Source organism: Dactylosporangium sp. CA-139066 (assembly GCF_050936175.1).
Lineage (GTDB): Bacteria > Actinomycetota > Actinomycetes > Mycobacteriales > Micromonosporaceae > Dactylosporangium.
Genome location: NZ_JBNJNH010000001.1, coordinates 7,691,632 through 7,716,026 on the forward strand (window position 1 = coordinate 7,691,632; position 24,395 = coordinate 7,716,026).

Consider the following 24,395-nt stretch of genomic DNA (forward strand, 5'->3'; position numbering starts at 1 on the left):
ACTACACCGCCGCCCCGGTCCGGATCGACAGCTCCACCCGCTGCAGGGCCCGATCGTCGCGCACGTCGTCGACGGTCAGGACCGTGTGCCCGGCGATCTCCTCGTCGAAGATGTACCGCGCGAGCGGGTTGATCAGGTTGGTCTCGAGCTTGTTGCCGACGCCCCGGCCGCCGTTGAGCGGATCCGCGGTACACCGCCGCAGCAGCTCCTCTCGCGCCTTGCCGCCCAGCTCCAGGGTCACGCCGAGCTCCCGTTGCAGCTTCCGCCGGATGTTGCCGACCTGCAGGTCGAAGATCTCCTCCGCGGTCTGCTTGGAGATGAAGCCGAACACCACGACGTTGTCGCCGAAGCGGTTCAGCAACTCGGGCCGCCCGATCGCCATCGTGAAGTGATCCGTGATCGCCTCGCGGATCTTGCGTTCCAGCTCCTCGTACGGATCGTCCGGATGCACCGTGAGCTTCGGAACACCGCGCTCGTCCTTGACCACGACGCCGAGGTTGGACGTGAAGATGAGCACGCACTCGCTGAAGTACGTGGTGACGCCCTGCCCGTCGGTGAGTCGCCCCTCGTCGATGATCTGCAGGAACTTGTCCATGACCCGCGGGTGCGCCTTATCGATCTCGTCGAACAGCACTACCTGGAACGGCTTGCGGCGGACCGCGCCGGTCAGCTCGCCGCCCGCCTCGTAGCCCACGTACCCGGGCGGGGCGCCGGTCAGCCGATCGGCGGCGTGGTCGGCGGCGAACTCGCTCATGTCGAACCGCAGGTATGCGTGCGCATCGCCGAACAGCAGGTCTGCCACCTTCTTGGCCAGTTCCGTCTTGCCGACGCCGGTCGGGCCCGCGAAGAACAGCACGCCCCGGGGCCGGGTGCCGCTGGTGGCGGCCTGCGCTGCCGACAGACCGAGGGCGGCCCGCTTGAGGATGTCCAGGGTCTTGGTCACAGCACGCTCCTGCCCACGCACAGCCTCGCGAACGGCGTCCTCGCCCTTCTTGATCCGCACGCGGATGCTGTCCTTGCCCCAGGGGTTGTCCTCGATGCCGAGCTTGAAGATGCGCACGGCATCCTCGATCCGCTCGAAAGGGATCTCCCGGTTGCGGGCCAGCAGCGCGATCTCCTCCATGGCCCGCAGCGTGAGCCCGCCCGTGCGGTCGGCGAAGGTGCCGATCATCCGTAGTTGCTCTTTGTCCGGGTCCGTGTAGCGGGCGATGTCGAACATGCGGGCGGCCAGGTACCGCGCGATGGCGGTCCGGTCGTCCAGGCCGGGCTCCGGCACGGCGACGGTGCGGATGCGCTCGCTGCCGGCCGTGAACCAGCTCGGCAGGTCCCGCTCGTGCTCCACCAGCCAGATGACCGGGTTGAACAGCGCCTCCGTGTGCTCCGGGAGGTCGCCGATGCGCTGGCCCGCGGTCTCGGCCATCTTGAGGCAGTACAGGAAGAAGTCGCGCTCGCTTGCGTCGAGCTCGTTCTGTCGGTGCGCGATCCGGGACGCGTAGTCGACGACGAGCGCCGCGCGGGGCGCCCGAGCCTCACGGGCGGCCGGCTCCGGCGGCTTCGCGCTCTCCGCGCGCAGCGGCGGCGGGGCGCCCGTCACCCGGGCCAGGCTGTCGCGCAGGTCGCGGAGGGTCGGTAGATGACCGAGGGAGGCCAGGGACCGGCCCAGCCATGCGCGCTGGCCAGGGTCCCGGCCACCGCTGAACCTGCTGAAGCCGTGGACCTGGTCGAAGGTGATCAGCTCCGGGTACCCGTGCGCCGCCAGCCGCTCCCACAGCAGCTGCGGCAGGGACTCCAGCCGTACAGGGTCCCTCTGGTCCGGCCCTGGCAGCACGAACTTGTCGCGGATGTTGCCGTACACCACGTACTGGGCGTGGACGCTCAGCGTGCCCTCGATCTCGCGGGCGAACGCCGGCCATGGTCGCGGAGCGTCAACGGCTGCCATCGATCTTCCTCTCCTGCTGCTTGGGGGTGCGGCCTACGCGGCCGTCGCGCTCGTCGCCAATGTCCGAGTCGCGTCGGATGGTGTCCGGGGCGCGTTGAATCGTGTCGGCGCCATGGTGAAAGGTCGTGCTGACAGGGAGCCCCAGGTTGCGCAGCACCTCGGGCAGCTGGCGCATGTGGTCGGTCAGGCCGGCGCACCGCTCGACCTCCGCCGACGCGCTTTGGTCGTCCTCGTGCTCGCCGACGCGCAGCATGTGATACGCGATCGAGTCGGCCGAGACGATGAGGTTGGCGGTCGCGTCCTCGAGCCGCCCGCCGGTGAGCTTGAGCCGGTCGCGGCCGGTGGGGACGCCCTCGTTGTCGAGGCGGACGTCGTAGCCGAATTCGGTCAGCACCTCGGTGGTGCGCTCGAGTAGGAAGGCCCGGCGCGCGGCCTCGGATGCCTTCACATAGACCCGCTCGGCCTCGTCGCGCGTCCGTTTGTCGAGAGTGTCGCCGCCGGCCACCCGGCGCAGCGCGGCCACCACCCCGTGGTCGCCCCCGCCGAGCACGGGCTCGATCGCAGGGCTCTCGAACAGGTCGAGCATCCGACTCGCGTAAAGCCGGTCGGCGGCGCGGCGCCCGGCCGTCTCCCGGGCCACGCGGACCGTCTGGCGCAGCTCGGTCAGCAGCGTGCGGGCCAATCCGAGGTCGCGCTGGGAGGTCGCCCGCGCGGCGAGCGCCATGATGGTGCGGTACTGCTCCGTGTCGAGCTTCTCGGGCAGACCGTTGAGCACCTCGCCGACCGCGACCTCGACGGCGGCCATGCCGCTCGATGCGGCGTCCGCCTTCGTCGGCCCGGTCGGCCTGCCGTAGACGGCGGCCGGCGCGACGTCGAGCGCCGCGGCGTACCGCTCGGCGAACGCGCTTGCCGACTCTGCCGGCAGCGCGGGCACGGCGGCCCGGATTTCCCGCACGGCGGATTCGACCGTGGCCGTGGCGAGCCGGCCCTTCGCCAGTTCGATCTCCTTGTCGGCCGCGACGCACCAGTCGCGGATCTGGCAGAGGTTCCTGCCAGCCAGGCCCAGCGGCGGCGGCAGCGGAAGGTCGACGCCGAGCCGCTCGGCCGAGCCGCCGAGCGACCGCAGGGCGGCGTTGCGGGCGCCGACGGCCGCCGCGGCCGCGCGCCAGTCCTCGGCCATCTCCGTCGCCGTGATGAAGTCCTGCGCCTGGCGTTTCATCACCGCGTCGAGGCGGATCATCGCCTCGGCCCCGGCCTCGGTCGCCGAGATGGCCGCCTTGGCGAGGATGACCGCTGCGGCGGCGGCCGCCACGACGGTGACCGCGGCCGTTGCGGCCGCCGCAACCGCGTGTGCGCCCACGGCGGCCGTGTGCACGGCGGCGGTCGTCGTCACCGCCGGCGCCACCGTGGCGTGCGAGACGGCCCCGGCGGCCAGCATTCCGGTACTCATGACGGCATCGGCTCCTCTGCTCGTTCGCCCGCCCGCTCCGCTTCGCGGTGCCGGGCGGCCAGCTGCCGCTCGCGTTCGGCGCGGTCGGCCTCGGTGCGGTTCCAGTCCTGCAAACGCCGGTACGCCCAGAACGCATGTGCGGCGATCACCGCGACCGGCAGCGCGGCCGGAAACCAGGTGGTGAGCGCGAGCAGCACGGCGGCGCCGGCGGCGAGCATCAGGATGCCTAGCAGGCCGTGCCGGCGAACCGGGTTGGCCGCCCGCGCGACCCGGTCGACGATTCCGGCGAGCATGGAGAACTGCGGGTGGTACGGGCCGCCGATGACACCGGCGAGCAGTACCTCGATGCAGGCCATGACCAGCAGCGCGACCACCGCCGTGGCCCAGGCGGCCTGCACCGCGCGATCGGTGGCGAACGGCAGAAGGTCGGCGCCGACGATCGCTGCGATCCAGACGACCATCACGATGGTGAGCGGCACGCAGGCCCATCCGATCGCGATCCAGCGATGGTCGTTCCGGTCGAACTCGTAGCGGTCTTCGAGCTCGGCGCGGGTGGCGTACTCAGCGACGGCGAGCTCCTCCTCGGCGAGGACGCGCTGTGCCTCTGCCTGGGCCGCCGCGCCGAGCAGCCACGCGCACGCGGCGTCGACCGGGCCGCTGTCCTGAGCCAGGAGCGGCCCGAACCAGTCCGGCTCGATGGGCAGGCGGCGCCGGATCGACTCCGCCTCGGCGCGGAAGAACGCGCCGGCACCCTGCGGGCTCAGCGCCAGCCACAGCAGCGCCGCGTACGTCATCGGGTCGTCGCGCAGCTCGCTGTGGCGTGCCGCGAGCTGGGGCTGCCGGTCGACGAGCCGCTGCATGAGGGCGTCCCACTCGCGGTACAACATGTGCCACTGCCCGTCGAGCTCGGCCAGGCCCTCGCCCTCCCGGGCGTGCGCCAGCTCGGTGAGTAATCCGAAGTGGAAGAGATCGGCGACGATCGGCCGGTCGGCGGCATCGTCATGGCGCACGACGTCGGCCGCGACGCTCGGCAGCGTCGAGAGCGTGAGGGGCCGGTCCGGGCGCAGATACATCGGCGGCAACAGCGGGTCGAGCAGCCGGATCACGCGGACCAAACGGACGGTCGGCGGTGCGGTGCTGGCGGCGATGTCGTCCAGCTCGGCCTCGCGGGCGTCGATGTCGTCCTGGCGATCCTGGTCGATGTGGCCCCGGTCGAACTGCGGCAGCCATTCGCGCAGCCGCCGCCAGGCCGGATCGGCCGACTCGAACAGGCGCGTCGCGGAGGGGCCCCAGCTGTGGGCGAAGGCGCGGGCGAGGACCGCGCGGTCGCGGTACTCGACGCCGCGAAAGAGCAGCGGCGCGATCGGCGGTGCGGGCTCGCCGTCCGGGCCGAGCTCCACGTCCTCGACAACGGCTGGCGGCTCGCCGTCAAACCACTGCTGGATCTCATCCGCGCCCCAACGGTTCGCCGAGTCGCGCGTGAGCAGCCCCCGGCAAACCTGCAGGACGTCCGGATCGGTGATCCCGTCCAGGGGCACCGCTCGCTGCTGGCTCAGGTGGAAGGCGATCAGCGCCTCGCTGATGTTGTGGAACGGGTGCGCCCCGGTGGCGAGTTCGGCGATCGTGATGCCGAGCGCCCACCAGTCGTTCGGGGGGTGGTTGAGGCTCAGCTGCTGATGCTGCTCCGGCGACTTGTACCCGAACGAGCCGCGCCGCGTCTCCCGGAACGCCTCGGCCTCCTCGGCGATGCTGATGCCGAAGTCGCTGAGCGCGAGGTCGAGCGGCGCCTCGGCGCGGACCAGGATGTTGGGGGGCTTGACGTCGCGGTGCAGTATGCCCGCTCGGTGAAGTGCGGCGAGCCCCTTGCTGACCTGCAGCGCGACCTGACGGATCAGTTCGCGTGGCATTCCCTTGGGGTGCGACCGGCGTAGGAGGCTGTAGAGGCTCCCGCCGGCCGCGTATTCCATGATCTCGTACGTGCGGCCCTGGTAGCGGCCGATGTCGATGATCCTGACGACCTGCGACGTGTTCATGCTGCGCAGCGTCTCCAGGATCTGCCGGTCCGGCTCGATGCCGGGTCGGTAGATCTTGGCGACGAGGTGCTCGGTGGTGCCGGCGCGCCGGACCGTAAAGAGGTCGGCCTCGTTCTGGCCGACGCCGTCGTCGGGCCGGAAGGCGCCGACGTAGTCGTAGTTCTCGCCGAGCGCCTCCCGCAGCCACGCGGCCGAAAGCCCGTCCGGTGCCGGGCCGGGGCCGTCCGGCACGGTCTGGCGCAGGCGGTCCCGCAGCAGGTCGTCGAGCGTGTTGGGCGGCGGCCCGGCGGGCGGCCGGTCGACGGTGGTGGGCGGCGGCCCGGCGGACCAGGGGTCGACGGTGGTCGGTGGAGGTGGGTCGGGCGACGTGGGCCCCGGTCCCGGCGGATACGTCATGTCGCCACCGGCGCAAGATCTGATTTCATGTTTTTCCGCCATTTCTTGAAATGACTGGTCGTCGCGATTTCGGACATTCTTCAAGGCTTGTCAAGCGTATTTAGCAGGACTCGTGCTGATCCGCCAACACAGCGTAACGACTCAGTTGGAGAAAGCCAGAGTTCCTGGTCGGGTTACTCATTTCAAGGAACGGCGAGAATTTTTGAAACGCGTTTAAGGCTCTCGCTGGATGTCAATTTCTGCGTTATAACTGCCGCAGAAGGATCGCCCCGACAGATCGGAAAACCGATGGCGCCGAGCGAGAACAACAACGGTCAATCGCGGTTGCGCAAGCGTCTCGAACGGTCCAGCGCGCGCAGGAAGGGCCGTGTCGACGGCAATCTCGGCCTGCACTGCCCGATCGCGGGCCACTGCCTGCCGGTCGACGGGCTTCAGCAGCCGGACTCCGGCGGACGGCTGTCGCCGGGCGAGGTCTGGACCCCTTTCGTTCAACTGGCCCACGACCGGGCGAGCGCGGCGTCGAACGCGATGGCGGCCGCCCTGGTGGATGACAATCAGCAGCTGATCGTGTCGATCTACCGGTACGCCGCGAACCTCGTACACATCCACGAGGCCCACGCACATGAAGCGCGTGGAAGCTCCGAGTTGGCCGCCGCCCGCGGTCGCTTCCAGGTTCAGGTCGAGCGGTGGCTCGCCCAGCTCGCCGCGTACCGCAGCCGGGCCGACACCGCGGTGATCTACGCCAATCTGCTCATCGACACCTACTGGGACGCGCTGCAGCGGGCGCACTACCGCCGTTACCGCGACGCCTACCGCTGCGCCGGACTGCGGCCCGTCCGCGCCGTGCTCGACCCGATTTGGGCGAAGGCCGACCCGTTCCTGTTGCTGCAGTTCGGCGCCGAGGGCACGGACAACGAGGCGACCGCGCGGGCAGGCCGCCTGCTCAACCGGGCCATCGATCTCTGAACGAGGAGGACGGAGAAGAAGTGAAGCTGCGCCGTTTCTGCGTGTTGGGCCTGTCGGTGCTCTGCGGCGTCGGGATGACGCTCGGCGTCGCGGGCTGCATCAAGGCGGTGTCGAAGCTGACCACCGCGTGTGGCATCGCGATCGACGGCTCCGGCTCGTCGTCGAGCACCAACGGGTTCAACGCCGACCAGAGCATCGAGCAGACGGTGGTGCCGTTCCTGAACAAGGAGGACTGCCGCCGGGTCGCCTTCGCGCCCATCACCGACGCTTCGCAGGGTTCGAAGTGCCAGCCGCCCACGATCGACATCGACCCAGACCTCGGCGGCAACGTCGACGTGCGGCTCGCCCGCGGCAAGCGCCGCCAGGATGTGCTGGCGGCCGCGACCGAGCTGTTGAAGTGCATCCGCGCCGACAAGCCGAAGGGCACGGACGTTCTCGGCGGGCTGAGCCTGCTCGCTACGCGGCACCCGGAGGGCGCGGGCCAGTACAAGCTCCTGGTGATCAGCGACTTTCTCGAGGAAGGGCCGAACGGCGTGCTCGCCAAGAAGGACCTGCACACGGAGGCCGACCGCAAGAAGGTCATGGACCAGATGGGCACGCGCATCCCCGACCTCACCGGCGCCGACATGGCGGTGGTCGGCTTCGGCAAGCTGCTGAGCGCGGACGCCCGCAAGTACCCCGACTTCAACGCCTTCTGGAACGAGCTGCTGAGGAACCGGGCGCACTGCGCGTCCGTGCACCTGTTCAACGCGACCGCGACGATCGCGCCCGCCTGACGGGCACGGGAATCGAGAGGAGACACCGATGACCGACGTGATGGGACCGCCCGGGACGCAGCGGGCGCCCGGCCGGCAGATGGCCCGGGCGGGCGGTCGATGGGGCCGGCTGTGGCGCCGGATCGCCCGACTGCTGCCGCGGCGCCGGGCGACGCCGCCAGCCCGGCCCGGCGTGCGCGGCAGGCAGCACCTCGCCGCGGCGGCCGAGCGGCGCGGGTACGCCGACGCCGTCGGCGGGATGTTCGACCAGTGGTCGTTCGACGACCGGACGCTCCTGCCGTACCTGCGCACACTGCGGGCGCAGGGCGAGCGGGAGATCGCCGAGACCCGGCAGGCCCTCGCCGACACCGCCCGGCGGGAGTCGCTCGCCGACAACCGCGCCGACGCCGATGTCGAGGTCCTCGAGCGCCGGCTCGCGTTCCTGGAGCGGCTCTACGAAGAGGCCCAGCAGATGTCGCGGCGCGCCCTGGCGCGGATGGACCGGATTGCGACCCGCGAGGCTCGCCGGCGCCGACTGTTCCGGGTCTTCACCCGCCGCCGTCAGCCCAACGAGACGGAGGCGGAGATCGCGCAGCGACGCGCCGACATCGAGCGGCTGCAGCAGCAGTTGGGCGTCGCGCCGATGACCGAGATCAGCCCGTGGGAGGGGCCTACGCCGCCGCCGATCAGCCCGGTGGTTCGCTGGCTGACGCTGCTCGGGCTGGTCGCCGTCGAGCTGCCGGTCACCTACTTCGTGTTCGCCTACTTCCACGGCACCGACCAGTTCGAGCAGTTCATGACGTGGGTATTCGCGGTGCCCGTCGCGTTCGTCATGGTGATGTTCCCGCACCTCGCCGGCGTGTTGGTGCGCTACCGACACGCGACCGGCCGCGAGTGGCTGTGGCCGATCATCGCGTCGCTGTTGATCTCGCCATGGGGGTACCTGGCCTACGAGCTCGGCTCGCTGCGGGCCAAGGTCCTGCTCCAGCCGGCCATCGACCCTGATACCGGGCGGCCGTTCGACGACCCGAGGACGCACCAACCCCTGCCCACGCTCGCCGACCAGCTCCACGTCGAGCCCCGCACGATCGTCGTCGTGTTCATCTGCGTGATGATCCTGACGGGTGGCATCGGCATGCTGCTCGGCCTGGCACACGACCACCCGGTCCGGACCGCGCACCGCCGGGCGGAGCGGGCGCGGCTGCGCCTGGAGCGCCGCCTGGCCGCCTTCCGGCCGATCGTACGTCCGGCGCCGACGCTGACGCCGGAGCAGCGCATCGAGCGGGATGCCGACATCGCTCGCTCGGTGCGGGCCGCGTTCGTCGCCGCGGAGCACGCCTACCTCGACGGCATCGCCCGGGCGATGAGCGACCCGGCGGTGACCGAGGCCATCGCCCGGATGTCGGACCGCCTCGCCAACGAGCGCGAGGACGGATTCCAGCGGATTCCCCGGCAGCCGACCGCGGAGCCCTTCGAGGAGCCGACCGGCGGTGCCGCGTGAACCCGGCGACGATCCGCCTGAACCGGACGCGCTACCCGGTCGAGGTGCTCGGGCACGGGCGGCGGCTTGCGCTGTGGACGCAGGGCTGTCCGCTCGCGTGTAAGGGCTGCATGTCCGTCGACACGTGGGAACCGGACGAGGGCGAGGAGCATCGCATCGCCGACCTCTCGGCGTTCTGGCAGGGCTGCCTGGACGACGGCGCTGATGGGCTGACAGTCAGCGGTGGAGAGCCGCTGACCCAGCCCGTCGCGCTCCGCGCGCTGCTGGACGAGGTCGACGTCGCCCGTCGGCGCCGGCCCGGCCACTACGCGGACATCCTCGTGTACACCGGTTACGAGCTCCACGAACTCGACGAGACGCAGCTGGCCGCCCTCGAACACGTCGACGTCCTCATCGCGGGGAGGTACGAGGCGGACAAGCCGACCCGGCTGCCCTGGCGCGGATCGGCGAACCAGGCGCCCCACCTGCGCACCGCGGAGGCTGAAGAGCGCTACGCCGAACGTATCGGCACGCCGGCCGAGCGGCCCGAGATGCAGGTCTACCTGCGCCACGACGGGCAGCTGGTGCTCGTCGGCATTCCTGGCCCGGGCGACCTGGCACGACTCGAACGGGCGCTGCGAGTCGCCGGGATGACGATCGAGTCAACCACCTGGCGTCGTCGGCCGCCGTCGCGGCGGCGCCCGCAGCGCGATCGTTCGAACGACAAGGAGCCGGAGACATGAGCGGCCGGCGCAATCGCCTCGCCTCACGTACGCGAGCCGTCGAGGTCTACGCGTTTGCGGCGTCGGCGTTCGTGCTCGCCGCGGTTTCGACGGTCAGCGACGTGCTGTCCGACAACCTGCGCTGGGCCACAGCACTGACCGGGATCGGGCTGCTCGCCCTGCACGCGGCCCGTGCCCAAGGTGCAGGGCCGCCGACGGAGACCGTGATCGGCGACCGTTCGCGATTCCGCGACCATCCGCTCACCGGCCGGCTCGCCGACGCACGCGAGATCTGGATCTTCGGCTTGACAGCCGGCAACGTGCTGAATGCCGAGACCTGTCGAATCCTGCGTGACGGCGTGCTGACCCGCCCGGACGGCCGGGTCCGGGTTGCAGTGCTGGACCCGTTGGCACACAACGCCGTCGCGCTTGCCGACGACCGAATGCGGGCTGGCGTCGAGTTTCCGTTCGTCGGCCTTACCGCGTCTCTCAACAGGTCGACCATGACGCTGTACAACATTACGCACTGGCCGCTGCCGGGCGAATTCGCATACCGGTACTTCGCGCACGACACCGGATTCAGTCTAGTGGTGGTCAACCCGCAGCAGCGCGACGGCGAGGTGATCGTCGAATTTCACGGGTTCAAGAACCGCTCGACGACGACGCGGATGCATCTCCGGTTCACCGCGACGACCGATCCGCACTGGTACGCCTACTGGCTCGATCAATTCGAGGCAATCTGGCAACAGTCCCGCTGCCCCTGACCGGACGGCCCCGGATCGCCGGCCGGTGAGCGGCCGAGCCGACGCTCACCCGGTTGCCAGCACCTTCATGGGCGCAACGGGGATGTCGCGGGCCTTTCGCGGACCGGTAGCCGCGACCACGCCGTGGCTCACGTGGTGAAGGCAGCCGGGGTCAAGCCCGGCATCTACACAGGCACTGAGGCAACGCTGCTCAAACGTCCTCGTGCCGACGCACTTGCTCTGCTCGCCAGCCACCCGAGCCGACACACCCTCGAGCACAGCGGCTACCTGATGCGAATCGCTACTCACCCAGGAGGGCGGCGTGGGCGCCGGCGGCTTCGTCTAAGGACGGATAAGCAGACCATCGAAGGAAATCAGCGCGGCAAGAAACACCGTATCCAGAGCCGGAGCGTCGAAGCCTTCACCGATGAACGGTGTCGTACCGATGACGAGAACACCGTCACCGGCCTTCGCCTCGGCCTGCTCGATCATGCGGCTGATCCTGTGCCGCAGCCAGCGCCGCAGGACGAGTAAGCGTGAAACCGGTCGGCGAACATTGCAAGCTTGTCCCTGACCGCCGACGACATCGTCACCAGACCCGGCGCCGCCGCCGGCACCGCGAGCTGCTCCGGCGCCGGCGTAGTATCCAAACCGCACAACTGAAGCAGACGAGCCAGCCGGGCATTCTCAGCGCGCAACCACTGCAGTTCCCGGCGCAGCCGGGAGACCTCGCCATCCACCGAAACGTCGAGCGAGCTCGCCGCCGAATCGTCCCACAAGGCCGAAAGTAGATCATCACGTGGCCGCGGCGACCGGACACATTGAAGCGGCAGTGGTCAACACTATAAGATTCTCGTATGGACACCTGCGTTGCGCAGGTTGCCACAAAGCGTGGGCCGGGGTCCCCCCTTCGACACCAACCCATAGCATCCCTGCGTCATTTGACGCACCAGTGTTCGAGCGTGTTCGGACACGCCAGCCAAGCATCTGTGCTGGATTCAGGTGGACGGCGGTGCCGTCCATGACCAGCATCGTGCCCGCAGTCGTCCCGGCCTCCCTTGCCAACGCGGCGAGCGGTCCGGCAGCGACGAGACGCCCCGTCCGCGGTCCGCTACCACTGCCGGCCTTCGCCGACCAGCGGACCCGTCAGACGGTCTACGCGCTGCCCGCGATCGACTGCAACGGCAGGCTCGCCGATCAGGCCATCGTCCGGGTGATGGGCTGGAAGCCCGGCACTCGGTACACCATCCAGGAGCATGGTGGCCTGCTGCTCGTCGACGCCAGCCCTCGGGGCGTCTTCGCGGTCACCCGGCAGGGTCACCTGTACATTCCAGCCGTCGTCCGGCACCGTTGCGTAATCTCGCCGGCCGATCGGCTCCTCATCGCCGCAGAGCCGGCCGAGCGGCGCCTGGTGATCCATCCGCCAGCCGCCATCGACGCAATGATCGCCGACCGTCACCGCGCTGTGCTCGGCGGTGACGCCCCATGACTGCCGCACGTGCGGACATCGACGCCGCCCTGCTGTTGCTGGACCGTCTCGGCGTCTCCCCCGCCGACCTGCACCACGCCGCACGCGACCGTCGGCAGACACCCACATTCACCGAGTACGTCCCCGTCGTAACTGACGCCGTGGGCAGCGGCAGCCGTCGCGCCTACAGCTCGTACTGGAAGCGGCTGGTGGAGCATTGGGGAGATCGTCGGCTGGACGAAGTGACCCCATCCGAGATCGAACGCCTGGCTCAGCAGGTCAAGGCGAACGTCGTGGCACGGCGCAATGCACGCGGAGGGCGCAGCGCTGCGGAGCTGTTGATCGCCGCATTGCGCTGCCTCTACAAGCGTGCCGTCGCCGACGGGTACCTGACCGCCGCGGACGACCCCGCCCAGAAGGTGGAGAAACCTCGTCGGCTGCCCAGCACCCGCCGAGCCATCGCCGATACGCGTCTGGCAGAGATCAACCAGGTCGCGAGTACCACCGGAGATGATCCGAACCTGGACACGCTGCTGTTGCGTCTGCACACCGAGACCGCGTGCCGCCGAGGTGGTGCGCTTGCGCTGTTGCCAGCGGACCTTGACCCGGAGCAGTGCCTCATCTTGTTGAAGGAGAAGGGCGAGACAGTACGGTGGCAACCGGTCTCCCCCACGCTGATGCGTCACCTGCTCCGACACATCGAGGAACGCGAGGCTGCACCGGGCACTCCCATTCTCCGCTACCGCGACGGACGACCGATCTCCCGGCGCCGATACGACCATCTCTGGGACCGCGTCGGACGCGTACTCCCCTGGGTGACCACACAACAGATCAGCACCCACTGGCTGCGGCACACGACGCTGACATGGGTCGAACGCCAATTCGGTTACGCAGTCGCGCAGGCATACGCCGGTCACATGAGCGGCGACGCCAGCGCCACCGCGACCTACGTCCGGGCGACACTCCACGAAGTGGCCACTGCGCTCGCAGCGCTCACCGGCGAACCTCATCCCCTGGCCCCATCAGCGATATCAGGCCCGGTCGCAGTAGCCCAGGCCGACACCATCTGCGAGCGAGACTAACGATGGCGCTAACCGAGCACAGGGCACCGGCTTCACTGATCGAACCCCCAACCTTCCGGTTGCGTGCTACCAATCCTGCTACCGGTTTGGCCCGCGACGCGGTGGAACAGCGGCGTTCGCCGTGACTGGTGACGGCCGTTCTCGTCCTGGCGTGAATGCGCCTTGGCCCCTCACCGGCTTGCGCCGGCGAGGGGCCGAGGAGTGGATCGTCGGAGGTTGGTCAGGCCCGTAGGGCGGCTACGCGGCTGCTGCTCGCGAGCCGCCGTCTTCGTAGCCGCGGATGTAGCCCGTGAGGTAGGCCACGCCAGTGGTCGGCTCCGCCACCGGGAAACCAGCCCGAGGTCGGTGCATCAGGCCGCGTTTGCCGGTACGTCGCGCGAGCGCCAGCCCGGCGCCGAACCCGGCGACAGCTACCGCCCCGTATGTGGCCATCGTGCGAAGTGTTCTGTCCATCGGCAGGCCCCCGTCAACGTGTCCAGACGTCGGCTCCACGATGCCGGTTCGAGCCGGTCGGCGGAAGTTGGCCAGTTCGGCTCGAGCTGTCGTCGGCCGGCGTGGCGAGCGGGCGAGGAATCGAGTGTTCAAGGTGGCCTCAGCGGGCGGCAACCCGCTGAGGCCGTCCACCCCTCTTATGTGTCTTGGAGTGCAAGAGAGATGGCACGCAGTAGCGTACGCGCGCGCTTCGGCCCGGACGGTGATCAAGAGCGTGGCGATCCGGGCTGGCGTGAGCGCCGGGTCGGCAGGCTGGAGCGCGACGTCGCCGTGGTGGAGCGGACCGGCGGATGGATCAACCGCGCCGTGTGGGGCATCGCCTTCGGGGTGATGGTGTACGGCGCGATCAACGTCACGCCGTTGCTCATCGAGTACGGCGTGCTCAGGTGGACGGCTCCGGGCCTGCCGCTGATGGTTGACCTCGCCATGTGCATCGGCCTCTGGGGCGACCGGATCATGCACCAGTACGGTCGTAGGTCCGGTTCCGTGACGGCGCTGCGGTGGGTCACGGCCACCATGACGCTCGCGCTCAACGTCGCCGGGCCGGTGCTGGGCTTGGACTGGGTTGGGCTCGGTATCCACGCTTGCGGGCCGCTGCTGATCCTGGTCGTCGCCGAAGCGGCCGGCTCGTTCCAGCGGCTGTTCGCGGAGATCGTGGCCGAGTTGCAGGCAGAGATCGAGCGGCAGCGCGGTGGCATCATTGCCGAATCCGCCCAGGCTTCCGGCACCGTCCTTCCCAGCGCGCACCCAATGCCGTCGGAAGGCGGCCGCCTCGTCTCGGATCAGGTGCAGCAGTTCCGCGACGCGCGAGACGAGGATCGCCGTGCAGAGGTCTCGGCGGTGACCGGTCTCGTTGGCGACGACCGCCTCAAGGAGACGAACGCGGCAGCCATCTCCGGGATGCGGCGCGGCCGGGCTGCCGGCCGAGACTCCGGGTCGGCTGTCGGTCTCGCGGAAGGCGGAACTCGACGAGACGAGACGCCGGACGGGCGACCCAGCCGCACCGATGCCGCGCCGAAGGGCGGGCCGAGCGGCGACGAGACACCCGCGCGAGACGAGACCGGCCCGACGGAGCCGAGACCCCGGCCGCGGCGAGACGGACGCGGAGCGAACGAGACGAGATTCAGGCCAGCGAGACAAGTCGACGGGGCGGGCGGCCGCGACCTCCCAACTGAGGGTGCGGCGGCATCAAGTCTCCGTCGTGGGCCGGATGGTGATGTTCAGCGTCAGATGTGGGCGCACTTCATCGCGTGCCGCGATGCCGGGGTTCCAGTCAGTGCGGCAGATCTTGACCGGGCGGCGGGCACGAACAACTACGCACGCCGGGTCGTTGCCCGCTGGATCGAGGAGGGTCGTATCACCGAGCAGGATCGGGACGACGCACGTGCTGGCCGCGTCACAGCTCACCTGTGAGCGGCAATCCAGGACGAACGGGATGGAGAGTCGGCACAGGTCGAATCACGATGAAGGAGTCGATCGCGTTGGTTGCGGGGGTAGGGAGCGCGGGATGAGCAGTGACATGACGAGCCGCGGAGCGGCAGGGCGTGGCCGTGGGGAGCGGCCGCGACCGGCCGCGGATCGATGCCCGGTGGATGCGGGGCATACGGTGGTTGCGGTCCCGGCGCTGTTGCGGTCCGGTCTTGTGCAGATCGGGTTCGAGGTACGGCACGGGCCCGGTGGTGTGCAGGGCCGATCTGTCGGCCAGGCGCAGGCCCAGACGCCGCTGGCGGCAGCGTTGGCGCCCCCGCCGGCGTTGCCGTCGTGGCGTCGTCCCATCGGGGTGGCTGTCGCTGCCGGGGCCGTCTTGGCGCTGTTGGTGCTCGGCGCTGCCAGCTCCGCATCCGGGCAGGACGTGGCCGCGCTCCAGCTGTTCGGCACGGTGGCCCTCACCGTGGCGGCCGTGGCCGGGCTGACGGCGTGGAGTAGGCGCCGTGCGCAGGAGCATGTTGGGGCCGCGCATGCAGCGGCTGCAGCTGCGTGGCGGCAGGCGAGGTTCTGCGGGCAGTGTGGCGCGTCGTTCGTGTCCGGCGATCGCCGTATGGTCGAAACGGACCGGGTGCTCGGGCAGGTGCTGCTGCGCCGGGCCAAGGCTGATCTAGCCCACGATTAGTGCCCTGACCACGCACGTTCACGGTGTTGGATGACGCGCCGTCCGGCCTGTCGGCCGGGTGGCGTCGTTGCGTCCAGGCTGGGACGGTGGCAGATCCTATACGCGTGCGGCGGCTCAGTGACCAGGAAGGTCAGCAGCTGCTGAGAATCACCCGCAGCGAACGACAACGCCGCTTGGGGCCAACCCGCCACCCGGGCAGCGTGACCCAACTCCGTAAACTTTTCAGGCCCTCCTGCGGCGTGAAGCTCAACGTGGTGCGTCATAGCCGAAGGGCGCGGCGTCCTTTACTCCGGCAGCCCGCCGAACCGAGAATCAGAGGTCTTGGGTCCAGGCGCCTCGAGGATGCCGGTCGGGTCGGAGCCAGAGGCTGGGCTGCCGGTTACGGACCGCCAGCTCGCATTCGGGGTCGGTCGGGAATCGCTCGTGGCTGTCGGCCCACAGAACTTGGATGAAGGGAATCGGCGGACGACGGTAGAAGGCAATCGCGGTGCCGAAGAACGCCTTGTACCAACGCGGGTCGATGGTCTTGAACAAGACGGGATCGCCGTCGATGACGTGGCTGCGCTCGTAGTCGAGCTCCGGCGGCCATCCGTCTGCGGTCTGTCCACCCAACACGTTCAGGCAGGCTTTCATGGTGTCGATTTCCAGCCCGAAGATCGCCAGTTCGGGTTGGCGGTGGCTGTGCCAGATGCCGACGGTGAAGGCCCAGCCAGGTCCAAGATTGTCCTCGGGAATCTGCACGACGCTCCAGCCATGCTCCTCGACGTGACCGATGGTGTTGCGGTCAATAGCGTCGAGCTCATCCCGGTCGCCGTAGTCGTGGCAGATGATGCAGGGACACGTTGGCTGGCTATCGGTCACTCCGGCAGGGTAGATCATCGCTGGGGCATGATCACACCAACCAAGATGGCTTGACCTCGGGCCGCGCGGAATCGTCGGCCCGCCGGGATTCGGCGCGATCGCCGGCGTCGCGACGGCGCTGCCGGCTCCGCCCCGACAGCTTGCGACCAGAGACGGCAACGCCCAGCAGACTCGATCGCTGGCAAGGCGGCGCCCCGGGCAGTCAGACCCTCAATCCCTCAAACGTTCACGGCACTAGCAGCGACCGCCCGCTCGGTGCACGACGCGGGGGCGGCCCGGTGCTGTCAGCGCCGCTCCCGTCGAAGCCAGCCCTCAGCCGCGCATCGCACACCGCGCGCCACCGTCCGGTTCCGCAGTATTTCCTGGATGTATCCGGCGGCGGGCGATGTGCACGCTGTTGTCGGTGTTGAGGGCGTCTTGGTCTGGAGTTGCGGTCGCGGGCTTTGCGGCCGCCGTCGCGCGGTGGCGACAAAGCCGGGCGAGCGTCGCCCGTGCTGGTGCTGACTGCGTGCGGGGCGCCGGTACGTCGTGACTTCGGCTCCCCGTCGCGCCGGGGGTCACACCGCCTCCCGCGAAAACTGGTTAACCCTGGCCAACTACCGGCGCGCTGTGGAGACCGGCAGGGTCGATGTGTGCGGCCTGCATGCCGGCGGCCCCGCAAGGGTTGCGGGAGCTCAGGTGCACGTTCGCGTGCTGCGCGTGTCCGGGTTGACGCTGACGGGGGTCGATCGATGACGAGTCACCAGGTGCAGGGTTCCGCTGGCCGGCATCGTTCGGCCCCGGGCTGGTTGCGGCTGTTCACCTTCCGCTATCGCGGTCGGCACCGGCCTGCGGGCTCGGCGGTCGCCCGCGCGCTGCGGGGCCGTGGCCGGTGACGTCCCCGGCAGCGCCTGCGTCGCCGTCGCCCGGTGCAGCGGTTCTTGGGGCTGCGCGGATGGCGGCGTACCTGCGCGGCGAGGTGGAACGGACGGTTCTCGAGCCGGCCGGGGTGAGCTGGACGACGTACGCGGCGCTCACCGCGATCACCGACGGCCCGCACCCGATCCGGATGCACGTGGTGGCCGATGCGATGGGAACGCCGCTTGGCACGACCCGCAGCGCGGTCACCCGGCTGGAGCGGCTCGGACTGATCAGCCGGAGCACGCCGAGCCGTGACCACCGTCAGGTTGAGCTGGCCGCCACCGAGCCGGGGCTGCAGCGGGCCGAGCAGTTGCGCAGCGCGGTCGCCGTGGTCGAGGCCAGGCTGATCCCGGACCCGCGGACGCGGCACGTGCTGTATGTCGTGGCCAATCGGGTCCGGCCCTATCCGCGGCGTGGTCATCGTCAGGGCCGGGGGGCTTGACGATGACCACGCAGCATCCCGGCGACCGCAGTATCGGACCTGCCTCGGCCCGGCTGCGGTTCGATCCGGTGAACACACTCGTCGCCGGCGCCGCAGCGGCGCCGTGGCGTGCACACCAGGGCGAGTTCGTCGGCTTCGACCGGTCGTCCGGGCTGTGGATCGTCAAGGGCGCCGGCGTTGTCGGCCAGGCGTGCAGCGACCCGACGACGTTCGCCGGATTTCCGGTGGAGCTCGCGCTCGCCGCCGACGCTCCGGCATGGCGCGAGGCGTTGAGCCGCTCGCCGCTACGCGTGCCGGCGGTGCCGGTGAACCGGCAGGCGCTGGCGCTGCTGCGCACGGTGTGGCCGGCAACGGTGGCACAGGCCGGTCTGACGTGGGGGTGCTCGATCAGTGCGCACGCCGACCGGGCCGCCGCCGCGCTGGCCGGCATCGCCCGCGATCCCGCCGACTGGCCCGCCCGCGGCGGCGTGCCCGTCCAGCGGCTGGCGGAGGCGGTCGTCTGCTCGGCGTTCGGGATCTGCGGCGGCACGATCCGGCTGGTGCGCGGCCTACGCGACCAGCTCGCCCCGAGGGTCGCGGCCACGCCGGCGGCGCAGGCAGGGTTGCCGCTCGCGGCGCTGCGCGAGGTTGTCGACCACATCGTGCGCCAGCACGTCACGGAACCGGCCGATGCGCTGGACCCGGGCCGGCCCGATGCGGTGGTAGACGACCTGCTCGCGTTCCGGGGTCTCGGACCCGAACGGACGCCGCTCGGTGACGTCACCGCGTTGTGCTGCGCGCTGTTCGCCGCGGCCTGGGACGCGACCGCTGCGCTGCTGGCTCGCCTCGTCGACACCGTGCGCGCCGAGTCCGGCGCCACGGCCGCGCTCGCGGGACTCGGCGCCGACGTCGCCCACCGAAACGTCCTGGTCGCCGCCGCCGTCCCGCCGCTGCCTTCGGCGGCGGGGTGGTTGCGGCGCACCACCCAGCCGGTGCTGTTGCACGGCGTGACGATCCCGGCCGGCGCGTCCTGCCTGTTGCTCGTCGACCCGATGCCGGGCGGCGACGTCCAGCCGGCCGCGGTGGCCGCCGTGCGCTGGCTGGCCCCGGCCGCTGCGAACGGCGCCGGGATGACCCTGGCCCGGCTGGCCGGGCACCGGCTGCTCGCCGCGCTCGCCCGCCACGTCGGCAACGTGGACAAGCCCGCGCCCGCAACCGGGCGCCCGGGCCGGCGGCCGTCTGTTGCTGCATCGCACCCATCCCCCCTTGATTGAAGGAGCACCATGGTCGCCATCGCCCCTGACCGGCTGAGCCTGATGCAGCTGCAGCTGCCGGACACCATCGCCGATCCGACCGGCTTCTACCGCCGGCTCCTGGACGCCGGTCCGGTGTTCGACCCGCTGGTCGGCGCCTGGTTGGTGTCCCGGCACGCCGACGTGCAGGCGCTGCTGGCCAGTCGCAGCACGACGGTGCGGATGGACCACGCCGGCGCCCTCGACCGGTTCCCGGGCGCGGGCCTGGACGAGGTGTTCGCGGCGCTCGATCTGCACGTGTCGTTCGTCGACGGTGACTGCCATCGCCGGGTGCGGCGCGTCCTGGCCGAACCCATCCAGGTCCGGCAGGTCCGGACCCGGCTCGCCGAACCCGTCCGGCGCGCGGTCGGCGCGGCCGTCGACGACCTCGCAGGCCAGCCCGCGGTCGACCTGGTCGGCGGGTTCGCCGCCCGGATCCCGATCGACGTCACCCGCCACCTCCTCGCCCTTCCCGCCGACATCGACACGGCCACCGTCCGCCGCTGGTCCCTGGCGTGGGGTGACGTGGTCGCCGCCCCGGGCCACGTGCCGACCACCGGCCGCGCGGCAACCCTTGCCACCGCGGCGGAGCTCGCCGCGTTCCTCCGCGGCCACGTCGCCGACCGCGAGCGCGCACCTGGTACCGCGGTGATCGACGCGTTGGTCGCGAGCATGCACCGCGGGCAGATCAGCCGCGAAGCGCTGGTCGCCAACCTGATGATGTTGCTCACCGCCGGGAACGAGACCACCACGAACCTGCTCTCCGCCGTGCTCATGGTCCTGGCCGATGAACCGGCGCTGTGGGCGATCGTGCGCGACGACCCGGACCAGGTCGCTGACGTCGTGACCGAACTCGGCCGGCTCCACCCGCCGACCCAGTACACCGCCCGGCGGCTGACCGAGCCGGTCACGCTGTCGACCGGCGAGACCTTGGCAGCCGGGGCGAGCGTCGTGCTGATGCTCGCCGCCGCCGGCCGCGACCCCCTCGCCTTCCCCGACCCGGGCCGCATCCTGCTCGACCGGACCACCGACCGGCCGGACGGCCGGGCCGCTCACCCGGTCACGTTCGGGTATGGCGCGCACGCCTGCTTCGGTGCGCCGCTGGCCCGGTTCGAAGTCGAGACCGCCGTACGCGAGCTCGCCGCCCGCACCGAGCGGCTGCGGCCCCGGCCCGGCCGGGCCTGGCGGCACAACGCCAACCTGCGCGGCCTCGAACGCCTGCCCGTCCAGCTCGACCTCGACCGCACGGCGGCTACCCGATGAACCAGCAGCCACGCTCCCGCCGCGCCGCAGCCCGCGGCAGCATCGCCGACCTGATCTGGCAGCGTGCCGCCGACACGCCCGACGCGGTCGCCGTCATCGACGGCACCGGCGCCGCGACGACCTACCGCGAGCTCACCCGCCAGGCCGACACCATCGCCGGTGAGCTGGCCGCCGCCGGGGCCGACGAGGTCGTCGGGGTGTGCTGGCCGCGGTCGGTCGACGGCCTGGTCCGGTTCCTCGGCGTGTGGCGGGCCGGCGCCGCCGTGCTCTACCTCGACCCCGACTGGCCGGTCGCCCGGCTGCAGTACATGGCCGCCGCCTGCGCCGTCCGCCAGATTCTCCAACCCGAACCCACGCTGCACCTCCCGGCCCCGCAGTCCGTTGCGGTGCTCCCGCCGCCGGTCACGGGTGCGCTGTGCTACGTGGTGTTCACCTCGGGCTCGACCGGCATCCCCAAGGGCGTCCTGATCGAGCAACCGGGCGTCACCGCGATGGCGACCGCCCTCGCCGAGCGGCTGGACGTCATCGCCGGCACGCGGGTCCTGCAGTTCGCGGCCTGGTCGTGGGACGCCGCGATGGCCGAGATCCTGATGACCCTCACCGCCGGCGCGACCCTCGTCCTCGCCCCCGCCATGACCCGGCACGGCGGCCCGGCCCTGGCCGGACTGCTGCGCGAGCACCGGGTCGACGTCGTCACCCTCACCCCGTCCGTCCTCGCCGCCACCCCCGCCGATGACCTGCCGGACCTTCGGACGGTGGTCGCCGTCGGCGAGCCAGTCCACCCACATCTCGTCACCCGCTGGGCCGGCCCGAACCGCCAGCTCCTCAACGGATACGGGCCGACCGAGGCGACCGTGGCTGTCACCATCGCAGAGCTGCACCCCGGCGAGGAGGTACACATCGGGACGCCACTGCCGGGCGTAACCGTCCGAATCGTCGACGAACACGGCCGCCCCCGCCCGGCCGGTGCCACCGGCGAGATCCTCGTCGGCGGCCTCGGCGTCGCCCGCGGATACACCGGCAGCCCGGCCGCGACCGAGGCCCGCTTCAGCACCGACAAGGCCGGGCACCGCTGGTACCACACCGGCGACCTCGCCGCCTGGCGACCGGACGGCACCCTCACCTACCTCGGCCGCACCGACGACCAGATCAAGCTCCGCGGCCACCGCCTCACGCTCGGCGAAGTCGAACACGTCGTCGCCGCCCACCCCGCGGTGCGCGGATGCGCAGTCGTCGCCGTGGCCGACCGGCTCACCGCCTTCGTCGTCGCCGATCCGGACCACGACACCGGACTGGCCGAGACGGATCTGGCCGCCGCGGTGCGCGGACACGCCGCAGCGCTGCTGCCCCCATTCGCGACACCGCACGTCCGGCTCGTCACCGCACTGCCGCTCACTGCCGGCGGGAAAACCGACCACGAGACGCTGCGCGCACACGCCGCCGACCAGGACCCCACCAGCGACCGGCACTCCGCGGACGGGTCGCTGCCGGTGACCCTCGCGGTGGTCGCCGCCGTGCTCGACCAGCCGGTCCACGCCGACACCGATGTCATCGACGCGGGCGGGCACTCACTGCTCGTCGCGCAGCTGTCCGTCGCGCTCAGCGAGGCCCTCGGCGTCGAAGTCCCCTACGTCACCGTGGCCCTCAACCGCACCCCGGCCGGCATCGCCGCCGCCATCGACAACCTCACCCGCCACGCCGCCGGGAACGCCGCATGACCGGCCTGCCGCAGATGGTCACCGTGACGGCGGGCGTCGACCTCGCCGTCCACGACACGCCAGGACACCACGCCAGCGGCCAGCGGCCGGTGCTGCTGCTGCACGGGCTGGCCAGCACCCACCGCTGGTGGGATCTCGTCGCCGAACAATTCCCCGACCGGCGGGTGGTGCGCTTCGACCACCGTGGGCACGGCCAGTCCAGCACACCGCCCATCGGGTACACCATCACCCGGTTCGCCGCCGACGCGGCCCGCGTCCTCGACGCCATGGACGTCGGCCCGTGCGTTGTCGCCGGGCACAGCCTCGGCGCAGCCGTCGCCCTCGAGCTCGCCGTCCGCAGACCGGATCAGGTCGACGGCGTGTGCCTGGTCGACGGCGGCGTCTACCACCCGCGCAGCCAGTTCGGGACGAACTGGTGGCAGGCGCGGCACCGGATGCTGCTCGACCGGCGCATCGCCCCGACGCCCGCCATGCTCACCGCGTGGGCCCGCGGCACCGGCCTGCCCGACGCCGCCGTCCCCGCCCTGCTGGCCAACTACCAACCCGCCACCGGCCCGCAGGAGGCTGGGCCGGTGCGGCTACGGCTCGCGGTGCAGCACGAGATCACCGCCGCGCGCAGCCTCTGGTGCCACGAACCGGCCGCCCTCCTCGCCCAGCTCGCCTGCCCTGCGGTTGCGGTCCTGGCCCGGCCCGCCGACCCCGCCACCGCCGCCTTCCGCCTGAAGACGCTCCTGCAGACCTTCGACCGTGCCGGACGCGCCGTGCCAGTGCGATGGGTGGACGGGGGCCACGACCTGCCCCTCGAACGACCCGGCGACATCACCGCCGCCATCACCCACCTCGCCGCCCACGCCACCACGGCGCACACCAATCGGGCAGCGGCCGCATGACCGCCGACCGCCGGCGCACGAGGGTGGATCTGCGCAGCGACACCGTCACCAAACCGCCCGCAGGCATGCGCGCCGCGATGGCCGCAGCCGAAGTCGGCGACGACGTCTACGGCGAAGACCCCACCGTCCACGCCCTCGAGACCCGCATCGCGAGCCTGCTCGGCCACGACGCCGGACTGTTCCTGCCCACCGGGACGATGGCCAACCAGGTCGCCATCCAGGCCCTCGTCCCGCCCGGCGGGGAACTCCTCTGCGCCGACGACGCGCACATCGTCAGCTACGAAGCCGGCGCCACCGCCGTCCACGGCGGCATCACCACCCGCACCTGGCACAGCCCCGACGGCATCATCGACCCCGGCGTCATCGCCGCTATGATCCGAACCGGCGGTGGCTACGCCATGCCCACCACAGCAATCGCCGTCGAGCAGACCGCCAACCTCCCCGGCGGCCTCATCCACCCCCTCGACCGGCTCACCGCCCTGCACACCATCACCCGCCGCGCCGGCGTCGCGCTGCACTGCGACGGCGCCCGCCTCTGGCACGCCCACATCACCACCGGCACCCCCCTCCAGGTGTACGGGGGCCTGTTCGACACGGTCTGCGTCTGCCTGTCCAAAGGACTCGGCGCCCCCGCCGGATCGGTCCTGGCCGGCCCTGCCGACGTCGTCGCAGACGCCCGACGGCTGCGGCAACGCGCGGGCGGAGCAATGCGACAGACCGGCATCCTGGCCGCCGCCGGCCTCTACGCCCTCGACCATCACCTGCAGCGCCTGGCCGAGAACCACCACCACGCGCGATGCCTCGCCGACACGCTCACCGGCACCGGCACCGTCACCCCCACCCGGGTGCACACCAACATGGTGCTGCTCGACCTCACCGGCACCCGCTGGACCGGCGCCGCGTTCACCGCGGCCGCCGCCACGCACGGCGTGCTCCTCGTCGACGTCGGCCCCCGCACCGTCCGGGCCGTAACCCACCACGAGGTCACCGCCGACCAGATCCGCTACGCCGGTGACGTGCTGCTACGACTGCTGCACCGGCAGCGGTAGTGGAACACGTGGCGGCAGCGGTTCGCCGCCACCGACCAACGCGATCCTGGAAGGAGCGGCTCGGGTGGTCGTTCGTGATCAAAGGCTGCGTCGGTCTTGCCGCATGCGTCCTCGCCCGGATCGTCGTCGCCGCGTCGTGGACCGGGCCAGACAAGCAAGGTGCCGGGCTGTGGCGCACCGCGGCCGGCGACTACCTAAGTGCCGGATTTCTCCAGCTGTGGCAGCAGGAACCGGCGGAGAAACGATCAGATCAGCCCCCTGCTACTGGCTAGAACCCGGCTGCCGGTCGCATGTCGTACACGGACAAGGTCGGCCCAGGCCCGCCTGAACCTGAGCCGCGCCCAGTCGCGGCTGGCGAGGTCGCC

Annotated in this window: 21 protein-coding genes; 15 read left to right on the forward strand and 6 right to left on the reverse strand. The window is 71.0% G+C overall.

What is annotated here, in order from left to right; all coding sequences use genetic code 11:
• Window position 1: 1 nt before the first annotated feature.
• Genes ACQEVU_RS35150 through ACQEVU_RS35160 form a run of 3 tightly spaced genes read right to left on the reverse strand, consistent with a single transcriptional unit; the run spans window position 2 to window position 5,818 of the window.
• Window positions 2–1,939 (reverse strand): AAA family ATPase, encoded by a 1,938-nt coding sequence (locus ACQEVU_RS35150; protein ID WP_433331287.1) that lies wholly within the window; start codon window positions 1,937–1,939, stop codon window positions 2–4.
• Window positions 1,926–3,389 carry a hypothetical protein gene (locus ACQEVU_RS35155; protein WP_433331289.1) on the reverse strand — a complete coding sequence of 488 codons (1,464 nt, stop codon included), beginning with the start codon at window positions 3,387–3,389 and terminating at the stop codon, window positions 1,926–1,928. The genes ACQEVU_RS35150 and ACQEVU_RS35155 overlap by 14 nt, the downstream gene beginning before the upstream one ends.
• Complete coding sequence (locus ACQEVU_RS35160) at window positions 3,386–5,818, reverse strand: protein kinase domain-containing protein (RefSeq protein WP_433331291.1); 2,433 nt, start codon at window positions 5,816–5,818, stop codon at window positions 3,386–3,388. The genes ACQEVU_RS35155 and ACQEVU_RS35160 overlap by 4 nt, the downstream gene beginning before the upstream one ends.
• A gap of 288 nt (window positions 5,819–6,106) precedes the next feature.
• On the opposite strand from ACQEVU_RS35160, the gene ACQEVU_RS35165 reads away from it, so the two are divergent.
• From ACQEVU_RS35165 to ACQEVU_RS35185, 5 genes are read left to right on the forward strand one after another with little or no spacing between them, the layout of a single operon-like run.
• Entirely contained in the window at window positions 6,107–6,784 is a 678-nt protein-coding gene (locus ACQEVU_RS35165) for a hypothetical protein (protein ID WP_433331293.1), read from the forward strand.
• Between the two features lie 20 nt (window positions 6,785–6,804).
• Window positions 6,805–7,560 (forward strand): hypothetical protein, encoded by a 756-nt coding sequence (locus tag ACQEVU_RS35170; RefSeq protein WP_433331295.1) that lies wholly within the window; start codon window positions 6,805–6,807, stop codon window positions 7,558–7,560.
• A gap of 28 nt (window positions 7,561–7,588) precedes the next feature.
• Entirely contained in the window at window positions 7,589–9,040 is a 1,452-nt protein-coding gene (locus ACQEVU_RS35175) for a hypothetical protein (RefSeq protein ID WP_433331297.1), read from the forward strand.
• Window positions 9,037–9,762, forward strand: coding sequence for a 4Fe-4S single cluster domain-containing protein (locus ACQEVU_RS35180; protein ID WP_433331299.1), 726 nt, complete (start codon window positions 9,037–9,039; stop codon window positions 9,760–9,762). Before ACQEVU_RS35175 ends, ACQEVU_RS35180 begins: the two co-directional genes overlap by 4 nt.
• Window positions 9,759–10,505 (forward strand): hypothetical protein, encoded by a 747-nt coding sequence (locus ACQEVU_RS35185; RefSeq protein ID WP_433331301.1) that lies wholly within the window; start codon window positions 9,759–9,761, stop codon window positions 10,503–10,505. Before ACQEVU_RS35180 ends, ACQEVU_RS35185 begins: the two co-directional genes overlap by 4 nt.
• A 321-nt stretch (window positions 10,506–10,826) precedes the next feature.
• Here ACQEVU_RS35185 and ACQEVU_RS35190 read toward each other — a convergent pair whose 3' ends face one another.
• Both ACQEVU_RS35190 and ACQEVU_RS35195 read right to left on the reverse strand, forming a co-directional pair.
• A complete protein-coding gene (locus ACQEVU_RS35190) occupies window positions 10,827–10,976 on the reverse strand; it encodes a hypothetical protein (RefSeq protein WP_433331303.1) in 150 nt (49 codons plus the stop codon).
• On the reverse strand, window positions 10,973–11,263 hold the full coding sequence (locus tag ACQEVU_RS35195; RefSeq protein ID WP_433331305.1) for a hypothetical protein: 291 nt from the start codon (window positions 11,261–11,263) through the stop codon (window positions 10,973–10,975). Before ACQEVU_RS35195 ends, ACQEVU_RS35190 begins: the two co-directional genes overlap by 4 nt.
• Window positions 11,264–11,505: 242 nt before the next feature.
• Here ACQEVU_RS35195 and ACQEVU_RS35200 point away from each other — a divergent pair, with 242 nt between their 5' ends.
• The 4 genes from ACQEVU_RS35200 (at window position 11,506) to ACQEVU_RS35215 (ending at window position 15,636) form a co-directional block, all read left to right on the forward strand.
• The gene (locus ACQEVU_RS35200) at window positions 11,506–11,973 is read left to right on the forward strand and encodes a hypothetical protein (protein ID WP_433331307.1); all 468 of its coding nucleotides are present in this window, start codon (window positions 11,506–11,508) and stop codon (window positions 11,971–11,973) included.
• A complete protein-coding gene (locus tag ACQEVU_RS35205; RefSeq protein WP_433331309.1) occupies window positions 11,970–13,034 on the forward strand; it encodes a tyrosine-type recombinase/integrase in 1,065 nt (354 codons plus the stop codon). The genes ACQEVU_RS35200 and ACQEVU_RS35205 overlap by 4 nt, the downstream gene beginning before the upstream one ends.
• 654 nt (window positions 13,035–13,688) lie before the next feature.
• The gene (locus ACQEVU_RS35210) at window positions 13,689–14,939 is read left to right on the forward strand and encodes a hypothetical protein (protein WP_433331311.1); all 1,251 of its coding nucleotides are present in this window, start codon (window positions 13,689–13,691) and stop codon (window positions 14,937–14,939) included.
• Window positions 14,940–15,033: 94 nt separating this feature from the next.
• On the forward strand, window positions 15,034–15,636 hold the full coding sequence (locus tag ACQEVU_RS35215) for a hypothetical protein (RefSeq protein ID WP_433331313.1): 603 nt from the start codon (window positions 15,034–15,036) through the stop codon (window positions 15,634–15,636).
• A gap of 312 nt (window positions 15,637–15,948) precedes the next feature.
• Here the strand turns inward: ACQEVU_RS35215 and ACQEVU_RS35220 are convergent, their stop codons facing one another.
• Window positions 15,949–16,497 (reverse strand): DUF4262 domain-containing protein, encoded by a 549-nt coding sequence (locus ACQEVU_RS35220; RefSeq protein ID WP_433331315.1) that lies wholly within the window; start codon window positions 16,495–16,497, stop codon window positions 15,949–15,951.
• 934 nt (window positions 16,498–17,431) lie between these two features.
• Between ACQEVU_RS35220 and ACQEVU_RS35225 the strand changes: the two genes are divergently transcribed.
• The 6 genes from ACQEVU_RS35225 to ACQEVU_RS35250 all read left to right on the forward strand — a co-directional run bounded on the left by ACQEVU_RS35225 (window position 17,432) and on the right by ACQEVU_RS35250 (window position 24,030).
• A complete protein-coding gene (locus ACQEVU_RS35225; protein ID WP_433331317.1) occupies window positions 17,432–17,839 on the forward strand; it encodes a MarR family winged helix-turn-helix transcriptional regulator in 408 nt (135 codons plus the stop codon).
• Between the two features lie 68 nt (window positions 17,840–17,907).
• Entirely contained in the window at window positions 17,908–19,092 is a 1,185-nt protein-coding gene (locus tag ACQEVU_RS35230) for a hypothetical protein (protein WP_433331319.1), read from the forward strand.
• Window positions 19,093–19,101: 9 nt separating this feature from the next.
• Complete coding sequence (locus ACQEVU_RS35235; RefSeq protein ID WP_433331321.1) at window positions 19,102–20,373, forward strand: cytochrome P450; 1,272 nt, start codon at window positions 19,102–19,104, stop codon at window positions 20,371–20,373.
• Entirely contained in the window at window positions 20,370–22,091 is a 1,722-nt protein-coding gene (locus ACQEVU_RS35240) for a non-ribosomal peptide synthetase (RefSeq protein ID WP_433331323.1), read from the forward strand. The genes ACQEVU_RS35235 and ACQEVU_RS35240 overlap by 4 nt, the downstream gene beginning before the upstream one ends.
• On the forward strand, window positions 22,088–22,981 hold the full coding sequence (locus tag ACQEVU_RS35245; RefSeq protein WP_433331325.1) for an alpha/beta fold hydrolase: 894 nt from the start codon (window positions 22,088–22,090) through the stop codon (window positions 22,979–22,981). Before ACQEVU_RS35240 ends, ACQEVU_RS35245 begins: the two co-directional genes overlap by 4 nt.
• Window positions 22,978–24,030, forward strand: a complete 1,053-nt coding sequence (locus ACQEVU_RS35250; RefSeq protein ID WP_433331327.1) for a threonine aldolase family protein — start codon at window positions 22,978–22,980, stop codon at window positions 24,028–24,030. The genes ACQEVU_RS35245 and ACQEVU_RS35250 overlap by 4 nt, the downstream gene beginning before the upstream one ends.
• The last annotated feature ends 365 nt before the right edge of the window (window positions 24,031–24,395 follow it).

What these genes read in the sequence shown, in the direction of transcription:
- ACQEVU_RS35235 (WP_433331321.1), top strand. Translation starts at nt 19,102, where the DNA reads ATGGTCGCCATCGCCCCTGACCGGCTGAGCCTGATGCAGCTGCAGCTG.
- ACQEVU_RS35210 (WP_433331311.1), top strand. Translation starts at nt 13,689, where the DNA reads ATGGCACGCAGTAGCGTACGCGCGCGCTTCGGCCCGGACGGTGATCAA.
- ACQEVU_RS35155 (WP_433331289.1), bottom strand. Translation starts at nt 3,389, where the DNA reads ATGAGTACCGGAATGCTGGCCGCCGGGGCCGTCTCGCACGCCACGGTG.
- ACQEVU_RS35215 (WP_433331313.1), top strand. Translation starts at nt 15,034, where the DNA reads ATGAGCAGTGACATGACGAGCCGCGGAGCGGCAGGGCGTGGCCGTGGG.
- ACQEVU_RS35150 (WP_433331287.1), bottom strand. Translation starts at nt 1,939, where the DNA reads ATGGCAGCCGTTGACGCTCCGCGACCATGGCCGGCGTTCGCCCGCGAG.
- ACQEVU_RS35250 (WP_433331327.1), top strand. Translation starts at nt 22,978, where the DNA reads ATGACCGCCGACCGCCGGCGCACGAGGGTGGATCTGCGCAGCGACACC.
- ACQEVU_RS35165 (WP_433331293.1), top strand. Translation starts at nt 6,107, where the DNA reads ATGGCGCCGAGCGAGAACAACAACGGTCAATCGCGGTTGCGCAAGCGT.
- ACQEVU_RS35175 (WP_433331297.1), top strand. Translation starts at nt 7,589, where the DNA reads ATGACCGACGTGATGGGACCGCCCGGGACGCAGCGGGCGCCCGGCCGG.
- ACQEVU_RS35225 (WP_433331317.1), top strand. Translation starts at nt 17,432, where the DNA reads ATGGCGGCGTACCTGCGCGGCGAGGTGGAACGGACGGTTCTCGAGCCG.
- ACQEVU_RS35245 (WP_433331325.1), top strand. Translation starts at nt 22,088, where the DNA reads ATGACCGGCCTGCCGCAGATGGTCACCGTGACGGCGGGCGTCGACCTC.
- ACQEVU_RS35205 (WP_433331309.1), top strand. Translation starts at nt 11,970, where the DNA reads ATGACTGCCGCACGTGCGGACATCGACGCCGCCCTGCTGTTGCTGGAC.
- ACQEVU_RS35185 (WP_433331301.1), top strand. Translation starts at nt 9,759, where the DNA reads ATGAGCGGCCGGCGCAATCGCCTCGCCTCACGTACGCGAGCCGTCGAG.
- ACQEVU_RS35190 (WP_433331303.1), bottom strand. Translation starts at nt 10,976, where the DNA reads ATGATCGAGCAGGCCGAGGCGAAGGCCGGTGACGGTGTTCTCGTCATC.
- ACQEVU_RS35200 (WP_433331307.1), top strand. Translation starts at nt 11,506, where the DNA reads ATGACCAGCATCGTGCCCGCAGTCGTCCCGGCCTCCCTTGCCAACGCG.
- ACQEVU_RS35160 (WP_433331291.1), bottom strand. Translation starts at nt 5,818, where the DNA reads ATGACGTATCCGCCGGGACCGGGGCCCACGTCGCCCGACCCACCTCCA.
- ACQEVU_RS35240 (WP_433331323.1), top strand. Translation starts at nt 20,370, where the DNA reads ATGAACCAGCAGCCACGCTCCCGCCGCGCCGCAGCCCGCGGCAGCATC.